General features: G+C 63.8%; 12 protein-coding genes and 1 pseudogene. 10 read left to right on the top strand and 3 right to left on the bottom strand.

The window, feature by feature from the left end:
* Positions 1 to 140: 140 nt before the first annotated feature.
* From ACODRZ_RS06505 to ACODRZ_RS06480, 6 genes are all read left to right on the top strand, one after another.
* A complete protein-coding gene (locus ACODRZ_RS06505) occupies positions 141 to 2,372 on the top strand; it encodes a TonB-dependent receptor (RefSeq protein WP_488971224.1) in 2,232 nt (743 codons plus the stop codon).
* 73 nt (positions 2,373 to 2,445) lie between these two features.
* Positions 2,446 to 3,468 carry a DUF7064 domain-containing protein gene (locus ACODRZ_RS06500; protein ID WP_488971225.1) on the top strand — a complete coding sequence of 341 codons (1,023 nt, stop codon included), beginning with the start codon at positions 2,446 to 2,448 and terminating at the stop codon, positions 3,466 to 3,468.
* On the top strand, positions 3,465 to 4,931 hold the full coding sequence (locus ACODRZ_RS06495) for a phosphotransferase family protein (RefSeq protein ID WP_488971226.1): 1,467 nt from the start codon (positions 3,465 to 3,467) through the stop codon (positions 4,929 to 4,931). The genes ACODRZ_RS06500 and ACODRZ_RS06495 overlap by 4 nt, the downstream gene beginning before the upstream one ends.
* A complete protein-coding gene (locus ACODRZ_RS06490) occupies positions 4,931 to 6,373 on the top strand; it encodes a phosphotransferase family protein (protein WP_488971227.1) in 1,443 nt (480 codons plus the stop codon). The genes ACODRZ_RS06495 and ACODRZ_RS06490 overlap by 1 nt, the downstream gene beginning before the upstream one ends.
* 13 nt (positions 6,374 to 6,386) lie before the next feature.
* A complete protein-coding gene (locus tag ACODRZ_RS06485) occupies positions 6,387 to 7,601 on the top strand; it encodes an Rv3169 family protein (RefSeq protein WP_488971228.1) in 1,215 nt (404 codons plus the stop codon).
* A 61-nt stretch (positions 7,602 to 7,662) separates the two neighbouring features.
* Positions 7,663 to 8,736: a phosphotransferase family protein gene (locus tag ACODRZ_RS06480; protein WP_488971229.1), complete on the top strand. Its 1,074-nt coding sequence runs from the start codon at positions 7,663 to 7,665 to the stop codon at positions 8,734 to 8,736.
* A 16-nt stretch (positions 8,737 to 8,752) separates the two neighbouring features.
* Here ACODRZ_RS06480 and ACODRZ_RS06475 read toward each other — a convergent pair whose 3' ends face one another.
* Positions 8,753 to 9,670: a DUF7064 domain-containing protein gene (locus ACODRZ_RS06475; RefSeq protein ID WP_488971230.1), complete on the bottom strand. Its 918-nt coding sequence runs from the start codon at positions 9,668 to 9,670 to the stop codon at positions 8,753 to 8,755.
* Positions 9,671 to 9,806: 136 nt separating this feature from the next.
* Between ACODRZ_RS06475 and ACODRZ_RS06470 the strand changes: the two genes are divergently transcribed.
* Entirely contained in the window at positions 9,807 to 10,538 is a 732-nt protein-coding gene (locus ACODRZ_RS06470; protein ID WP_488971231.1) for a hypothetical protein, read from the top strand.
* 10 nt (positions 10,539 to 10,548) lie between these two features.
* Positions 10,549 to 11,856, top strand: coding sequence for a protoporphyrinogen/coproporphyrinogen oxidase (locus tag ACODRZ_RS06465; RefSeq protein WP_488971232.1), 1,308 nt, complete (start codon positions 10,549 to 10,551; stop codon positions 11,854 to 11,856).
* Between the two features lie 263 nt (positions 11,857 to 12,119).
* Here the strand turns inward: ACODRZ_RS06465 and ACODRZ_RS06460 are convergent.
* Positions 12,120 to 13,101 (bottom strand): annotated as a pseudogene (locus ACODRZ_RS06460) (IS30 family transposase).
* A 256-nt stretch (positions 13,102 to 13,357) separates the two neighbouring features.
* Between ACODRZ_RS06460 and ACODRZ_RS06455 the strand changes: the two are divergent.
* On the top strand, positions 13,358 to 14,188 hold the full coding sequence (locus ACODRZ_RS06455; RefSeq protein WP_488971233.1) for a 23S rRNA (adenine(2030)-N(6))-methyltransferase RlmJ: 831 nt from the start codon (positions 13,358 to 13,360) through the stop codon (positions 14,186 to 14,188).
* A 171-nt stretch (positions 14,189 to 14,359) separates the two neighbouring features.
* A complete protein-coding gene (locus ACODRZ_RS06450; protein ID WP_488971234.1) occupies positions 14,360 to 14,680 on the top strand; it encodes a hypothetical protein in 321 nt (106 codons plus the stop codon).
* A gap of 147 nt (positions 14,681 to 14,827) precedes the next feature.
* On the opposite strand, the gene ACODRZ_RS06445 is transcribed toward ACODRZ_RS06450, so the two are convergent.
* Complete coding sequence (locus tag ACODRZ_RS06445; protein ID WP_488971235.1) at positions 14,828 to 15,373, bottom strand: class I SAM-dependent methyltransferase; 546 nt, start codon at positions 15,371 to 15,373, stop codon at positions 14,828 to 14,830.
* Between the last annotated feature and the right edge of the window lie 225 nt (positions 15,374 to 15,598).

Genomic DNA, 15,598 nt, shown 5'->3' with positions numbered 1-15,598 from the left:
CTTGACAGATAGTATGCCAGCATATCATTTATCCGTCTGACCGGACGGAGATTCCGGCGTCAAGGATAAAGGAGAGCAGGGCACCAGACCCTGTCCGTACACGGGCCGACGCCGATGCGCGGCCTTCAGAGGAGGATGACATGAAGCGCCATTTCCCCATTCTGCTGACCGGAGCGGCGGGCCTTGCCATTGCGGCGGCTCCCGCGCAGGCCCAGACCACGCCGTCCCCGGCGGAGGCCCATCCGGCACCCGCCGCCACCGCCTCGACTCCGCCGGAAACACGCGGCATCCAGGACATCATCGTCACCGCGCAGCGCCGTTCGGAGCGCCTGCAGGACGTGCCGATCGCGGTCAATGTGGTGGGCGGCGATACGCTGAAGACTTCGGGCGTCTCGCTTTCGGCCGATCTGCCGACGCTGGTTCCGGCGCTGAACTTCTCGCACGTCGCGGGCGCGGGCACCGCTTTCCTGCGCGGCATCGGCTCCAACGCCGCCAACCCGAACGACGAACCTTCGGTGGCGACCTATGTGGACGGCGTCTACATCGCCTCGCCCTATGCCAACATCATGAACCTCAACAACCTTGAGCGGGTGGAGGTTCTGAAGGGGCCGCAGGGCACTCTGTTCGGCCGCAACGCCACCGGCGGCGTCATCCAGCTCGTCACCCGCACGCCCAGCTTCGCGCCGACGCTGGAAGCCGACGTGGGTTATGCCAATTACGACACGATCTCCGGCTCGGTCTATGCCTCGGGCGGGCTGGGCGACGTGGTGGCGATGGACATCGCCGCGATGTATTCCAACCAGCGCGACGGCTGGGGGCGCAACCTGACGGTCGATGCGGACACGTATCGCAGCAAGAGCAAGTCGATCCGCTCGAAGATCCTCATCAGCCCGTCGGATGCGTTCAGTCTGACGCTGGCCGGTGACTATTCGACGATCAAGGCGAACTTCGCCGATTACCGCCTGCCCAAGGGCGCGATCGGCGCGGACGGCGTGGAATCGCCCGCCAACGGCTACGATACGCGCGGTGCGATCACCAGCTTCGGCGATCCCTTCGTGCCGGTCATCAAGAACCGGCAGTACGGATTTTCCGCCAAGGCCAACGGCGACATGGGCTTTGCCGATCTGGTGACGACGCTCGCCTACCGCCATCAGGACGGATACTATTACGCCGAGGCCGACGCGACACCGCTGACGCTGGTGGAAGCGAAGCTGCCTACGTACCAGGCCAACGTTTCGGGCGAACTGCAGCTGGTGTCGAAGAAGGGCTCGAAGCTCGACTGGACCCTTGGCGGCTATTATTACAGCAACAAGGCCGGGTACAAGGATCTGATCTTCATCGTGCCGTCGGTGCCGGTGCCGATCTCTGCCACGACATTGCAAAGCACGGAATCGATCTCCGGCTACGTGCAGGCGACGTATGAAATCCTGCCGCGCCTGCGCATCACCGGCGGCGCGCGTTATACCGACGAGCGCCAGAGCATGCGCGGCAATGTCGGCCTCCTCGGCGTGCTGCCCAACTTCGGGGTCAGTTCGGACAAGCGCGGATACAAGGAATGGACCTGGCGCGCGGCGATCGATTACGGCTTCACCGACGATATCCACGCCTATGCCAGCTTCAACCGCGGCGTGAAGGGCGGCGGCTTCGACGTGCTGTCGATCTTCAACGCGCTGGGCGGCGCGCCCGTCACCAGCTTCGACCCCGAGTTCCTGAATGCCTATGAAGTGGGCATCAAGAGCAAGCTGCTGAACAACACGCTGCGCCTGAACGTGGCGGGCTTCTACTACGACTACACCAACATCCAGGTGCAGGTGATCCCGGCGGGCGCCACCAGCGCGGGTGTGGTGCAGACCACCAATGCGGCGGCGGCGACGATCAAGGGCATCGAGACCGACTTCGAATGGCGCCCCTTCGGCGGCTTCGCGCTGTCGGGCGGAGCGGCTTATATCCACGGGCGCTACGACGATTTCCAGAACACGGTGTCCTACGGCAATTCGGCGGGCGTGGTCGTCGCGCCCTATGACGCCAGCGGCAACCCGACCGTGCGCACGCCCAAGTTCACCGGCAACCTGACCGCCAGCTACGATTTCGAGGGCAGCTTCGGCAAGGTCACGCCTTCGGTGACCGCCAGCTACAACAGCGGCTTCTCGGTCGGTTCGGACAATCTGCTGCGCAACAGCGGCTACACGCTGCTCAATGCCTCGCTGCAGTGGCGCTCCGAAGACGACCGTTTCGGGGTGCGGGTGTGGGGCCGCAACCTGCTCGACAAGTACTATCTGGCGCAGGGCGTGCCTTCGGCGCTGGGGGCGCTGACGACGCCTGCCGCGCCGCTGACGTATGGCATCACGCTGAGCACCAAGTTCGGCGGATAAGGGTGGCTGCGACCGGGCGCGTTGCAGGCGTGCCCGGTCGCAGTCCGCGACTGGAACACCGAGGAGAGAACGGATGACCGACCAGCCATTCTATCTGGCCAACAACGCGGCGCTGCGACAGGCCGTGCCCGAAGACGATCTGCTGCACCCCGCCGTCAATGCCGGGGTATCGGGGGACACGCTCACCGAGACGCAGTATTTCGGTTTCAACGTGCCGGAGGAGAACATCCACGGCCTCACTTACATGTGGCACCATCCCAACCTCAAGGTGGTAACCGGCGGGCTGATGGTCTGGCAGGGCATCAAGCCGGTCAGCATGGCGGCGGAACTGTTCGACTTCCGCGCCTACATGAATGACGGTGTGCTGGCGAACGACCTTCACGACTACCGGCTGGACAACGGCTTCGGCGTCAAGATCCTGGAGCCCAACAAGCGCTTCCACCTGACTTATGACGACGCGGCGCGGGGCAACGGGATCGACCTGATTTCCGAAGGCGTCACCCCGATCGCGCTGTTCGGCGACGGCAAGCACTTCGAGCAGGGCATGCGCGTGCGCGGCACCCTGCGCCTGCGCGGCAGGGAGTACGCGGTCGACTGCCACAACGTGCGCGATCGCAGCTGGGGCAAGCTGCGCCCCGAGGCGATCATGCCGATGCCGCCGGTCGCCTGGATGACCGGATGCTTCGGCGACGACTTCATCTTCAACTGCAACATGATGGATCACGTCGGCAGCAACCCGCAACTGACTACCCCCTTCGAGATCCCGACCGACAAGGCGCTCAACGGCGGCTGGGTGTGGAAGGACGGCAAGCAGTTGCTGGTCACTTCTGCGCGCAAGCAGGTGCGGCGCGACGACGGCAATTTCAGACCGCAGACGATCGTGCTGGACATGACGCTGGAGGACGGATCGCAGATCACCGCCAACGGCCGCACGATCGCCAGCTGCCCTTATGCGACTTGGCCGAACATGCTCGCGCACATCTCGCTGATCCGCTGGGAGGTCGACGGCCGCATCGGTCACGGCGACGAGCAGTGCGTGATCTGGAACGACTTCGCGCATGCGGTGCATAGCCAGGAAGCGCTGGTCGACGGATGACGGACCTGCGCTCTGCCCGGTTGCTCGACACGGCGGTCGCCACGCTGCGGGGGGAAATCCTGCCGCTGCTGGGCGACCCCGTGTCGCGGATCAAGCTCGATCACGTGACGCGCCTGTTGTGGGACGTGTCCGCGCGGCTTTCGGCGCGTGAGGAGGACTTGCGTACCCTTGTGGGCACGTTGAGTGCCGTTGGGTGCCTGCCCGCGCCGCCCGCCGATGCGGATCTCGAAACCCTCGAAAGGCTGCGGGGCGAGGCAGAGGCGAATGTGGCGGAAAAGCTGCCCGAATGGCGGTCCGGGGCCGATGGCGAGGGGGGTGAGGCGCTGGCGAAACTGGTCGCGGCGGAGCGCGATTTCTACATCTCGCAGGACCCCGACGTCGCCAACGGCAGCGCCGTCGTCTACCGCGGCGGGCGCATCGAAAGCGAGCGGGTGAACGCGGCTGAGGCCGATTTCCCAGACCTCGATACAGAGGGGCTGACCCGCTATCTGCGCACCCGTTTCGGGCGCCAAGACGTGACCGCGACTGGCCTGAAACGCATCCCTGGCGGGTTCTCCAAAGAGACGATCTTCTTCACGCTGGAGGACGCCAAATGCGGCGGAAGCGACCCGCTGGTGATCCGCAAGGACTTGCCCGTCCCGCTGATCGAAAAGACCGTGGTGCGCGAATTTCCGCTGCTCAAGCATTTGCATGCGCAGGGTTTTCCTGTGGCCGAACCGCTGTGGCTGGAGGACGACGCGAGCCTTTTCGGGGGCGCCTTCCTCGTCTCGCGCCGGGTCGCGGGAACCAGCGACGTCGCCGCCTGGAGCAGCGACCCCGAGCGCGCCCGCGCCGCCTGCGACGAACTCGCCCGCCTTCTGGCAAGGCTCCACACTTACGACCCCGTGGCGCTGGGCGCTGACCCGGCGGTGGCGGCGCTTTCGGCGGGCGAGCAGATGGTGCGCGAGGTCGACCTGTGGATCGACCTGTTCCACCGCAAGCGCGCCGAAGCTTTCCCCCTGCAGGAACTCCCGCTGGTCTGGCTGCGCGCCAATGTCCCGCCCGTCCTGTTCGATCGCCCGGCCCGCGTGGTCCACGGCGACGTCGGCTTCCACAACCTGATGTTCGACGAAAACGGGCAGGTGACGGCGCTTCTGGACTGGGAATTCTCGACCCTCGGCGACCCGACGCAGGACTTGTGCTTCGTGCGCCAGTTCGTCGACCCGATCGTCGGCTGGGACGCTTTCCTCGCCGCCTACATCGAGGCCGGCGGCGCGGCGCCGTGTGAAGAAGCCTCGTTTTTCTATGACTTGTGGACGCGCACCCGCAATGCGGTGGGCTGCGTCGATGCCCAGACGCTGTTCGACCGGCATATGCCCGGCGAGATGCGCTTCGCCCTCGCAGGCCACATCTTCGCGCCCTACATGTTCGTCGACCAGTGCGAGGTGCTGCTGCGGCATCTCGCCCAGCCGGTGCCCGCGTGATGCTGCGCGGCAAGTCCCCGGCGCGGCTGGTGCCGACCACCGACCGCACCTTGCGCGGCGTTTTGCGGGCGCTGGCCGAGATCGACCCCGGCGAGCGCACCGACATCGCGCATGTGTTGGGTATGGCGCAGATGGTGCTGGGCAATCTCGTCACCCGCGAAAGCGCCGAAACGCTTGCGGTTCTGGGGGTGCTGGAGGCGGATATCGATGCCCTCGTCGCCCGCTGCGGCGGAGGCATCGCGCCCGCCTCGCCGCTCACCGGATACGACGCGATGGTCGCGCGGCTGACCGCCAGCATGGCACGCCTGACGGCTGTGCTTCACGACGGCGTTGTGGTCGATCCGGGCGTCCTGCGGGAGGCCGAGGCGCTGGAAGCGCGTTTCTATGCCGCGCTCATGCCCACTGCCGCCGGCGCGGCATCGGAAATACCGCCGCTGACGGCCGAACGGTTTGAAGCCTATCTCCACGCCCGGTTTCCCGGCGATTACAGCCGCGTATCGCGCTTCACCCGCCTCGTCGGCGGGTTCCAGAAGGAGACGGTCCTCGTCGACGCCATCCGCAGCGACGGTGAGGAAGTCGCCATGGTCATCCGCGCGGAGAAGAGCGACCGTTTCGTGAAGTTCACCGCCAGCGCGATCACCGACGAATTCTCCGTGGTGCGCCTTATGTGGAAGCGCGGCGTCCTCGTTGCCGAACCACTCTGGCTGGAGGCCGACGAGGCGCGCCTGGGCCGCCGCTTCATGGTGTCGCGCCGCGCGGCGGGGCGCAATACCGGCAGCGCTTACGGGGATTCGCAGCGATTCCCGGAGGCGCTGATGCGCTCCTACCTTGACACGCTGGCACGCATTCACAACCAGCCCATCGACGACCGCCTTGTCGCCACCGCGCTCGGCCAATGGACCGGCCATGCCACGCTTGCGGAGAACACCCGCGCCGAGATCGCGGCGTGGCGGCATCAGATCTGGCTGAGCCCCGCACCCGCCTCGCCCAGCTTCGCGCGGCTGTTCGACTGGCTGGAAGCCAACGTTCCGCAAGACGAGGAGCCGGTTCGCGTACTCCACAACGACTTCGGCCCGCACAACATCCTCGTCGAAGGTGACGCGGTCAGCGCCGTCCTCGACTGGGAGATCGCCCGGCTTGGTGATCCCGCCGAAGACCTCTCGTTCTTTGTCCAGTGCGCCGGCTCTGCGATCGATCGCGATGCTGCGGTGGCGCTCTACGAAGAGCTGTCCGGCAACCGCATCAGCCGCTTCCGCATGGCCTATTTCGACGTGCTGAGCATCGGCAAGGTGCTCGTCTCCACGCTGTCGGCCGCCGCGATGTACCAGGAAACCGAACCGGCGCTGATCGACTGGATGCAGATGCCGCTACGCGGCCACGGCGCCTACCAGGCGCTCACCGAGACCCGGATCGCCGCGGCCGAGGCCGTGCGCGGAACTTGAACGGAGAAGTCCCTTGCTGACCCCCTACGACGAATACCCCGTCCACCAGGCCCCCCAGCCGTTCAGCTACATCCCCTCGACCGACTACAGCTGGGACGAGGGCTACTGGTTCGCCGTGTTCAACCCCGAGGAAAAGGTGTTCCTTGGCATCGGCGCGCGGGTGAACCCGAACACCGACATGTTCGGTGGCTATGCGATGATCAACGTCGACGGCATCCAGCGCACGGTGCGCTTCAGCCGGACCTGGCGCAGCAATTTCGAACTGGACCTCGGCCCGCTGCATATCCGCTTTCCCGAGCCGATGAAGAAGATCGCGCTAACGCTGGACGACAACGAGTCCGGTATCGCCTTCGACCTGTTGTGGGAGGGCACCTCCGCCGCCTATCAGGAGGACCGCCAGACCGTGGTGCATCGCGGGCGGCGCACCACGGACCAGACACGCTATTCGCAGGCCGGGCGGGTGCACGGTTCGCTGTCGCTGGGCGATCGGTCCTGGGCGCTCGATCCCGAGAAGTGGGTCGGCGGGCGCGATCACAGCTGGGGGCTCTACGTCGAGCGCGCGCCGCTGGCTCCCCCTGCGCACCTGCTGCCGCCGAAGATGGCACCCAAGGGCAAGCCGCGCGCTCTGCGAGTGTGGACCTGCTTTCGCACCGGCCCGGTGAGCGGCTTCTTCCATATTCACGAGGATGCCGACGGCGAGCAGGGGCAGCTCGATGACCCCTTCGGCGCACCGTTCGGCGGCGTGTTCAACGTGCCGGGACGTGACGACGTGTTGCACCTCGCCAGCGGTAGCCACCGCATCACCTATCGTGAGGGAACCCGGATCGCCACGCATGCCGTGCTGGACCTGACCGACGAGGAGGGCGGGGCCTGGCAGCTGGAACTCACCCCGGTGGCAATGCCCTGGATGCCCGCTACGCTCGGCTATACGCCGGGAAGCTGGAAGGACGGCGGCACGTTCCATACCTATCACGGGTCGGAAGACCTCGCGACCGAATGGGACGAGTTCAACTTTCGCGAACAACCGGTGGCGCACATGCCCTACAACCTTGCCGATCCGAATGCGCCGGACAATTTCGGGCTGGGCTTCAACTTCGCCAAGCCGATCATCGGCATTGAATACCTGACCCGCGCGGTGCTGCGCGCACCGGACGGGACTACGTACGAGGGCGGTGCGCACTTCGAGCACTACGTCAACGGAGCCTACCGTCCCTACGGCTTCGAGTGATTGACCATCCGGTTACAGTGCAATATCGTACGCTAGCAAACATAATAATGGAGAGAAGGACATGAGCGAGGCCGCGCGCACGCAGGACGTGCTGGATGCCGTCATCGCCACCGGGCAGTCGTCCCGGCAGAGCATCGATGCAGCCACCATCGAGCGTTTCATCGCAGCGCAGCCGGATGTCGCGGGCGGCGTCAGGGTGTCGAACGTGCGTGGCAATTCCAAGGTCGGCGCGTCGAGCGGGATCATCGTCTTCACCGCGAATTGGGACAGCGGCACTGCGCTGGTCGAGCGCGATCTGGTGCTGCGCTATTCGCCCGCGAGCGAGAACCGCATCTTCTATCGCTACGATCTGGCGCGGCAATTCCGGGTGCAGCGCGCGTTGCAGGGCAGCGGACTGCCGGTGCCCGACGGTCTGTGGCTGGATGCCGGCGGTGCCCATCTGGGCGTGCCGGGCTTCATCATGGAGATGAACCCCGGCGAGGCGCCCAACCCTTCCGCCTTCGCGGTCGGACCGATGGCAGAGGCATCCGCGCAGGACAGAGCGCTCATGGTCGACCAGATCCTCAGTTCGCTGGTGACCGTCCACAAGCTCGACTATGCGGCGCGCGGGCTGGGCGATTTCGCGATGGATGCGGCCGGGACGACGCCGATGGAGAAGTGCGTCAACTGGTACTGGGACACCTGGGACTGGATCCAGTTGCCCGAGCATGCCCGCATGATTCCGGTGCGACGCTGGCTGCTGGAAAACGCGCCGATCGGCGGCGAAACGCTGACGCACGGCGATTCCACGCTGCACAACTACATGTTCGTGGGCAGCCGCCTGACCAGCATGCTCGACTGGGAGATGTCGTGCATCGGGCGGCCCGAAAGCGATCTTGCGCTGCAGACGCTGGGCAACGAACTGTTCGCCGCGCCCGTCGAGAGCGGTTTGCCGCAGCCGCCTTCGCAGGCGCAGTGGCTGGAGCGCTACGAGGAACTGGGCGGGCGGCAGCCGGACGACCTCGATTATTACCGCCGCCTGTGCGCCTATATGATTGTCATAGCCATCTGCTCGCTCCAGCGCGCGATGCCCGATGACGTACGCGCCGCCCAGCGCGGCTTCATCGAGCGGCTCTGGGGGGTGATGGAAGGCTGAGCCTGCCCCGGCGGCGTCATCCCGGCGCTGCTGGCCACGGCAGGCGGTAGCCACATTCGACCAGCCCGTGGCCGGTCACGCCGTCGCTGCGGGTGAACTGCGCGATGTGTTCGGCCAGAACGTAGTTGTCCGCAGGCAGGAACGTGCGGAAGATAGGGCGGGCCTGGTAGCTCCAGTTCCGCCCCGCTTCGTCGACCATGTTCCACTGGGTTGCGCGCACGGTCATGGCGTCATCCGCGAATTCGAAGGTATCTTCGGTGGAGGCCATGCGCGTCCATCCGGTTCCGTCGTGGACCATGCTCATGTAGGAATCGCGTCCGCCCGCGATGCCATGGATGCCGATCACGGCGGTGCCGTCCGCGAAGATCGGCCAGGCGACGCGGTAGTGTTCCATGCGGCCCCATTCGCGCTCTCCGGCGGCGATGTCGCGTCCGCCCGTACCGTCGAAGGCGAAGCACTCGCCGCGCACGACCATCTCTCCGGTGACGCGGCAACTGCCTTCCAGATGGGCATGGGCAAGGCTCGTCGCGAAGCTGCCGGTATCGCCGCCCGCACTGCCAAAGGCGATCGCGTCCATCAGCGGATGGATCGCCTCCCAGGTTAGGTCGAAGGCGAACTCGGGGCTGTCGAACGAAAGCCGGGCGCTTTGCAGCGGCACGATCGATTGCAAGTGCATGCCGCCCAGCGTGACACCTTCGCGCAGCCGCTCGGATGGGCAGGGCAGGTCATTGTTGAAGCGCTGGAACAGGGGTGAGCCATCCCGGAACGCGACCATCCAGCTATTGGCGCTGCCCGTGCCTTCCAGGAAGCCCAGCCGCGCGATCAGGCCCATCCGCGTCCGCGGGTCGAAGGCGTTGAAGTAGAAGCTCTGGTTCCATTTCGTCCGGCCCTCGGCGGGCAGGTAGCCTTCGAGTTTTTCGGCGGTTTCGGTCATCGGCATCCTCGGCTGTCGCTGTCTAGTATGTTCATCCAAATAGCAGCTTGACCGCCTGACATCTAGTGCGCTAACTCACTTTATAGAACGGCCGGGGTCAAGGCGTCAGGCCGTCGTTTCATCGGGAGAAACGAGGATGATGAGCATCGGCGCGCGGCGCAGGATCCAGAGGTTCTGCGCCTGGGGCGGCTTCTGGTACGTGGGAGTGCTGCTGCTGGGCTGGGCGGGGTTCGCCGGGTTCCTGCCACCGCACCTGCCGTCCGCCGGAGCGGACGAGATCGCCGCCATTTACCAGGGATCGGTCACCCATATCAGAGTGGGCATGGTGTTCCTGATGATCGGCGCGATGCTCTGCATCCCCTTCACCTCGATCCTTGCGCAGTACGTCGCGCGGATCGAAGGCAAACCAGGCATCCTGACGTACGCCGTGGTCATGGGGGGCGTGTGCAACGTCGTGCTGACCTTCTACCCGGCAATCTTCTGGCTGGTGGCGGCCTACCGTCCTGACCGCTCGCCCGAGATCATCTATATGCTCAACGACTGGGCCTGGATCCAGCTCATCGGCGGCGCCACGATCTTCTGGCCGCTGCAACTGGGCATGGCGATCGCGGCCCTGTGCGACCGCAGCGCCGATCCGGTGTTCCCGCGCTGGTCGGGCTGGACCGCGCTGTGGATGTTCTTCCTGTTGCTGCCCGACCAGTTGCTGTTCTTCTTCAAGACCGGGCCGTTTGCCTGGAACGGCCTGTTCGGCATCTGGATTCCGCTGGGCTCGTTCGGCGGCTGGTTCCTGCTTGCATCCGTGCTGATGGTGCGGGCGATGAAGCGCGGCGTCTATCCAGATGCCGATCCCGTGCCGGTCGCGAAATGAGGCTGGAGAAATGAAGGCTGTCGTCGTCGGGGCTGGTTTCGCGGGGCTGGCCGCAGGGTATCGGCTGCAGAAGGCCGGCTGGGAAGTCATCGTGCTGGAGGCGGCTGCGGAAATCGGCGGGCGTACCCGCACGTTCCGTAAGGACGGCTACCTTCTCGAACGCGGGGCGACGCAGTTGTCGACCGGATACCGGGCCTATCTGAAACTCGCCGAGGAGATCGGCCTTGGCGGCCAGATCGCCGAATGCGCCAATACCGTGATGCTGATGCGGGGCGGGCGGCTATACAAGATCGACGGGACAAGGCCGATTGCGGCGTTGTTCTCGAAGGCGCTGTCGTTTCGTTCCAAGCTGCGGATGATCCGGGGAGTTTGCGATTACCTTCGGTGTCGTCCCAAGGACGTGCTCGATGTCAGCGAAGCCTGGCGGGCCGATACGGAGACCGCCGAGGCCTACTGCGAACGCCGCTTGAATCGCGAGATATTCGACGTTCTCGTCGACCCTTTGATCCGTACATACACGATAAACCGGGGTGCGAACGTGTCGGCGCTCGAATGGTTTTCCGGACTCGCCAATCTGGCGGGGCAGCGGATGCTGGCGCTGCGAGGGGGCATCGGCAGCTTTCCGGCGGCGCTTGCTGCGATGCTTGACGTCCGGTTATCGACGCCGGTGTCGCAGGTGCGACGCGACCGGGGCGGGGTGCTGGTGACGCTTGAGGATGGCGGATCCATATCCGCCGATGGCTGCGTGATCGCCACGCCGTTGCCGCAGGCGGCCGCCATGGCGCCAGATCTGGTCGATGCGGTAGCGCCGCTCGATGCGTGCTTGAAATACAATCGTGCCGTCAACGTCTATCTTGGCTATCGCCGTCGGACCCTGACCGATGCGCTGGGGGTTATGGTGCCGACCATCGAACACCCGCATATCGGTCTCGTCTGGCTTGACCACAACAAGCTCGCCGAAACCGCACCTGACGGACATTCGCTCATCACTTGCTACTTCGAGGAAGGCGGTCTCAATGACCTGCAGGGATGCGATGATGCTGTTTTCGGCAAGATGGCCGACGATTTCGTGACCCGCCTGTTTCCCGAACTCGCGGGGAAACTCGACATGGTGGAAGTGGTCCGCTGGGCGGCTGCAATTCCAAATCCTGCACCAGGAATTTACACACAGATCAATCGTATGAAGAATCTGCTGGCCCCTTCCGATCCTGTACAGTTAGCGGGCGATTACTTTACCTGCACCGGGCAAAATAGTGCGATCCACTGGGGAGAAATGGCGGCGGCTAATTTGATCGGGAGTCCTTCGGTAGAAGTGTGAGTTTCTGTACGGCGACGCGAAACTGCTCTTCGTCGTCACGGTAGACAGCAAGCAGGCAAACGGCCCACATACGCAGGCTGCTTGATCACGGAGGCAATATACGTTTTGGAAAGCTTCGTTCCCGGATATCGTTCACTCCGCTTCCTTAGTTCTCCGATCATAATTTGAATTATCCACGTCAAAACTGTCCCAGAAGCGCCGGCCCTCGTCACCGGACCCTTGATGCCCAAAGTCGCTCTCTACGCCCGTTATACATGGTGGATTTAACGGGTGGCGGCAACACATGCTTGGAAACGCTCTGCGGGCGTTTGATATTCGAGCGTTTTCCTTGGCCGTTCGTTGAGTTGCCGTGCAACGGCACTCAGCTTGGCCTGGCTGTATAGCGACAGATCGGTTCCTTTGGGGAAATACTGTCGCAGCAGGCGGTTGGTGTTTTCGTTGGAACCGCGCTGCCAAGGCGATTGCGGGTCGCAGAAATAGACTTCGACATCGCTAGCCAGTGAGAGGCGCGAATGATCGCCCAGTTCCTTGCCGCGATCCCAGGTGAGCGACTTGTAGAGTTCGCGCGGCAGGCGCTGCGTCTGCCTGATCAGCGCCGACACGACGCTCCTTGTGTCCTTGTTGGCGATCTTGACCAGCTTCACGTAGCGCGAATGCCGTTCGACTAGCGTCGCGACGTAGCTGTTCTTCGCACTTCCGATCAGATCGCCTTCCCAGTGACGGGGGACGGCGCGATCCTCGACCGACGCGGGGCGTTCACTGATCGACACGGCATCCTTGATCTGGCCATGTCCATTGCGCTTGAGGCTGGCGTGCCGCGATCTGCGGATGGTATGAGCAAGCCAGCTTGCAGGGCTTGGGCCGCAAGGCGCGGTCCCATGCCGCCTGATCGGACGCGGTCGTCCGATACCATGCAAGGCCGCCGTTACGCCTGACTTCGCGACTGATCGTCAAAGGCGCCCGGCCCAACCGCCGTGCTATCGCGCGCAAGGGTTCACTGACGTTCAGGCCCCGCGATATCTCCTCCCGCTCGGCAAGGCTCAGCGCACGGCTGCAACGCTTGCGATCGGCAGGCCGGATGCCACCGGTCGGCGAGATCACCGAAAATACTGAAGATGACCCTCGATCAAACCTTCGTCCGATCGAACTCATCGACTCCCCGCGCTGCCAGCGATCCCATATCTCCGCTCGCTGACTGGCCGTGTAATAGAGATCCGACGACGCTGCTTCATCGCGACGCTCCATCTTCCTCAAAAGATTAAAGCGTTGCCACCACCCGTTGAACCCACCGGCAGCCGTACCTCCAATGACGATCGCTAACGCAGGCTTGAAGCCTTGCGCCGAAACGCGATGTGGGTCTCCATACAGGTACCGGATTGGTCAATTCAGTCGGATCCCGCTCCGCTTTCGCGCCTAACGATACAGCCACGATCATAACTTCGCTTTGCAGAAGGTTCAGCAGTTCGTTTAAAGGCTGATCGTCAGGATTTTTTGAACCGCAATGAATTATCGCCATTCCTTCCATGCCGGCAATAGCGCCGATGTCGTCAAACACAGCCTCCTCATCGCCTTGGTGCGGGCCTTGCAGCAGAAGCCGGGCGCGCTGACTCTGATCGATACCCATGCCGGCTGCGGGCTGTACGATCTTGGCGGTGACGAAGCTCAACGCACCGGCGAGGCCACGCAGGGCGTTATGCAGGCCTTTGCCGACCCAAACCCCTTGCTGGACGACTACCGTGCTGCCGTGCAGGCGGTGAATGTGGGGGGTGAACCACAGCTTTACCCCGGCTCGCCGCGGTTTCTGACGCAGCTTTTGCGCCAACAGGATTTCCTGATCCTCAACGAAAAACACCCGAAAGACGCTGACACCCTGCGCAGCGTGATGCGGGGCACCGGCGCGGCCGTGCATCAACGCGACGCCTACGAACTGTGGCTGGCTATGGTGCCGCCCCGTACCGCGCGCGGCGTGGTGGTGGTCGACCCGCCCTATGAGCAGACAGACGAACGTGCACGCATCACCGCCACCCTCTCTGCCGCTCACCGCAAATGGGCGCATGGCGTGACGGTGATCTGGTATCCGCTGAAAGACAGCGCCACGCACCTGCGATGGAAGGCGCAGTTGCGCAAGCTCGGCATCCCGAAATTGCTGGTGGTGGAGCATTGGCTCTACGATAGCGAGCAGCCTGGCATCTATAACGGCGCGGGCCTCTTCATCGTCAATCCGCCTTACGCTTTCACGCAGACACTGGCTCCATTGCTGGAAGCTTTGCGCGCGGCGTTAGCCCCCGAAGGACATAAAGGCGAGATTATATGCGACTGGTTGGGCGGCTGAAATGCCCCTCTTCCCCCTTATTTCGAAGGGGGAAGAGCCGGGCGCTGAAGGACGCCGCCTGCACAGGCAATCAGCCTGCGTCCGCCGCATGCCTCAAGGAAGTGGGCGCATATCAGGCGACGAGCATGAGTGAAGGGTGGAGTGCCGCTGCCGGTATGCTAGAGGCATGTCATGCTTCATAAACATGGCCGTGGCGGCACCGTCGAAATCGATGGGTTCAAGTATGACTGGGAACTCCTCACCGACCCTCAATTATCCTCTTCCGATGGCTGGAAGGGCATGACGGTCTCCCTGCGTCAGCACGACATGCCACGTGGAGCAGTGCTGGAATTTCCGGCGCCAAAGCGCCTGTTGAAAGGATTGCCGAAAGGGCGACTGCATATCAACGACACGATTGCTTCGCGCGGCGTGCGAGCAGCATTGTCGGCAGGATGGGATCCGACATCGCGAGGCAAACCTATTGTATTTATGGTCGATGCCAACGGCGATTAGGCGGACGCAAATCGTGGACTCCCACACCGCAGATATAGACTTAGTCGGACAACATCGTACCATTCCTAGTTTATGACCGACAAAGCAGACGGGCTGCACCTGGGGAATGGGAATCGGCGATTGAGTGACCAACAGGGTCGGACCATGTTAGCGCCGAGCCACTCCGATCAGCGCGGTGGATGGGATGGGCAGGATGAGGCGCCCCGCCGCTATTCGCCGAACCTCGGTGACAACATCTGCTTTTTCCTCGTCGCTAAGACTGGTCCAGTCGGGCGACATGCCGAACAATGTGTCGGGATCATCCAGGGCCGTGATCTCGAGTGCATAGTCATGGGTGACGCGCTCGATATCTGGATCGCGATAGCCGGCGGCGATCATCTCGCGGGCGAAGTCGTCCGGGTCGCTCAAAGCTTTCACCGCTTCCGGCATGGCCATGCTGTCGCGACTAGGAAAGAGGTTCCTGCGGATATTGCCCAGCAGCAGGAAGGTTGCTGCGCCACGTTCCTGCCAGGTAGCGACAATGCCATGCCCGCCTGGATGCGTAACCCGTGCCATTTCGGCTAGCCCCTTTCGCCAGTCGGGGAACATGATGACCCCGAAAATCGAGAAGACGGCGTCGAACGCCCCGTCGGGCAGCGCGAGGGCCTGTCCGTCCATGGTGCGGGCTTCGACATCATCTTGGGTAATTGACATATCGGGAATGGCTTAACGCGCCCCCACCCTGAGCATTAGCCACAACGCCGTCCTAAAATGAGTCCAAGTTGATATTCGAGTGCGGCCCAAGATCAAGACAACGGGCTTCACACCTCAAGCGTCCCCGGAGCCGCCTCACAACTTAGGTTCGGTGCCGAAGTCGGGACGAAAGCATTGACCCCATGGGCTGATTCCGATCATCTCCATCGACGCGCTGTGTTGACG

It is taken from the genome of Novosphingobium sp. FG90 (assembly GCF_057808725.1).
Note: the sequence above shows the minus strand (reverse complement) of the source record. Positions and strands in the feature narration are given on the sequence as shown.

Excerpts from the sequence above, each read along its gene's own strand:
- ACODRZ_RS06445 (WP_488971235.1), bottom strand. The coding sequence starts at position 15,373 with ATGTCAATTACCCAAGATGATGTCGAAGCCCGCACCATGGACGGACAG.
- ACODRZ_RS06470 (WP_488971231.1), top strand. The coding sequence starts at position 9,807 with ATGATGAGCATCGGCGCGCGGCGCAGGATCCAGAGGTTCTGCGCCTGG.
- ACODRZ_RS06490 (WP_488971227.1), top strand. The coding sequence starts at position 4,931 with ATGCTGCGCGGCAAGTCCCCGGCGCGGCTGGTGCCGACCACCGACCGC.
- ACODRZ_RS06480 (WP_488971229.1), top strand. The coding sequence starts at position 7,663 with ATGAGCGAGGCCGCGCGCACGCAGGACGTGCTGGATGCCGTCATCGCC.
- ACODRZ_RS06500 (WP_488971225.1), top strand. The coding sequence starts at position 2,446 with ATGACCGACCAGCCATTCTATCTGGCCAACAACGCGGCGCTGCGACAG.
- ACODRZ_RS06455 (WP_488971233.1), top strand. The coding sequence starts at position 13,358 with ATGAATTATCGCCATTCCTTCCATGCCGGCAATAGCGCCGATGTCGTC.
- ACODRZ_RS06465 (WP_488971232.1), top strand. The coding sequence starts at position 10,549 with ATGAAGGCTGTCGTCGTCGGGGCTGGTTTCGCGGGGCTGGCCGCAGGG.
- ACODRZ_RS06495 (WP_488971226.1), top strand. The coding sequence starts at position 3,465 with ATGACGGACCTGCGCTCTGCCCGGTTGCTCGACACGGCGGTCGCCACG.
- ACODRZ_RS06505 (WP_488971224.1), top strand. The coding sequence starts at position 141 with ATGAAGCGCCATTTCCCCATTCTGCTGACCGGAGCGGCGGGCCTTGCC.
- ACODRZ_RS06475 (WP_488971230.1), bottom strand. The coding sequence starts at position 9,670 with ATGACCGAAACCGCCGAAAAACTCGAAGGCTACCTGCCCGCCGAGGGC.
- ACODRZ_RS06450 (WP_488971234.1), top strand. The coding sequence starts at position 14,360 with ATGCTTCATAAACATGGCCGTGGCGGCACCGTCGAAATCGATGGGTTC.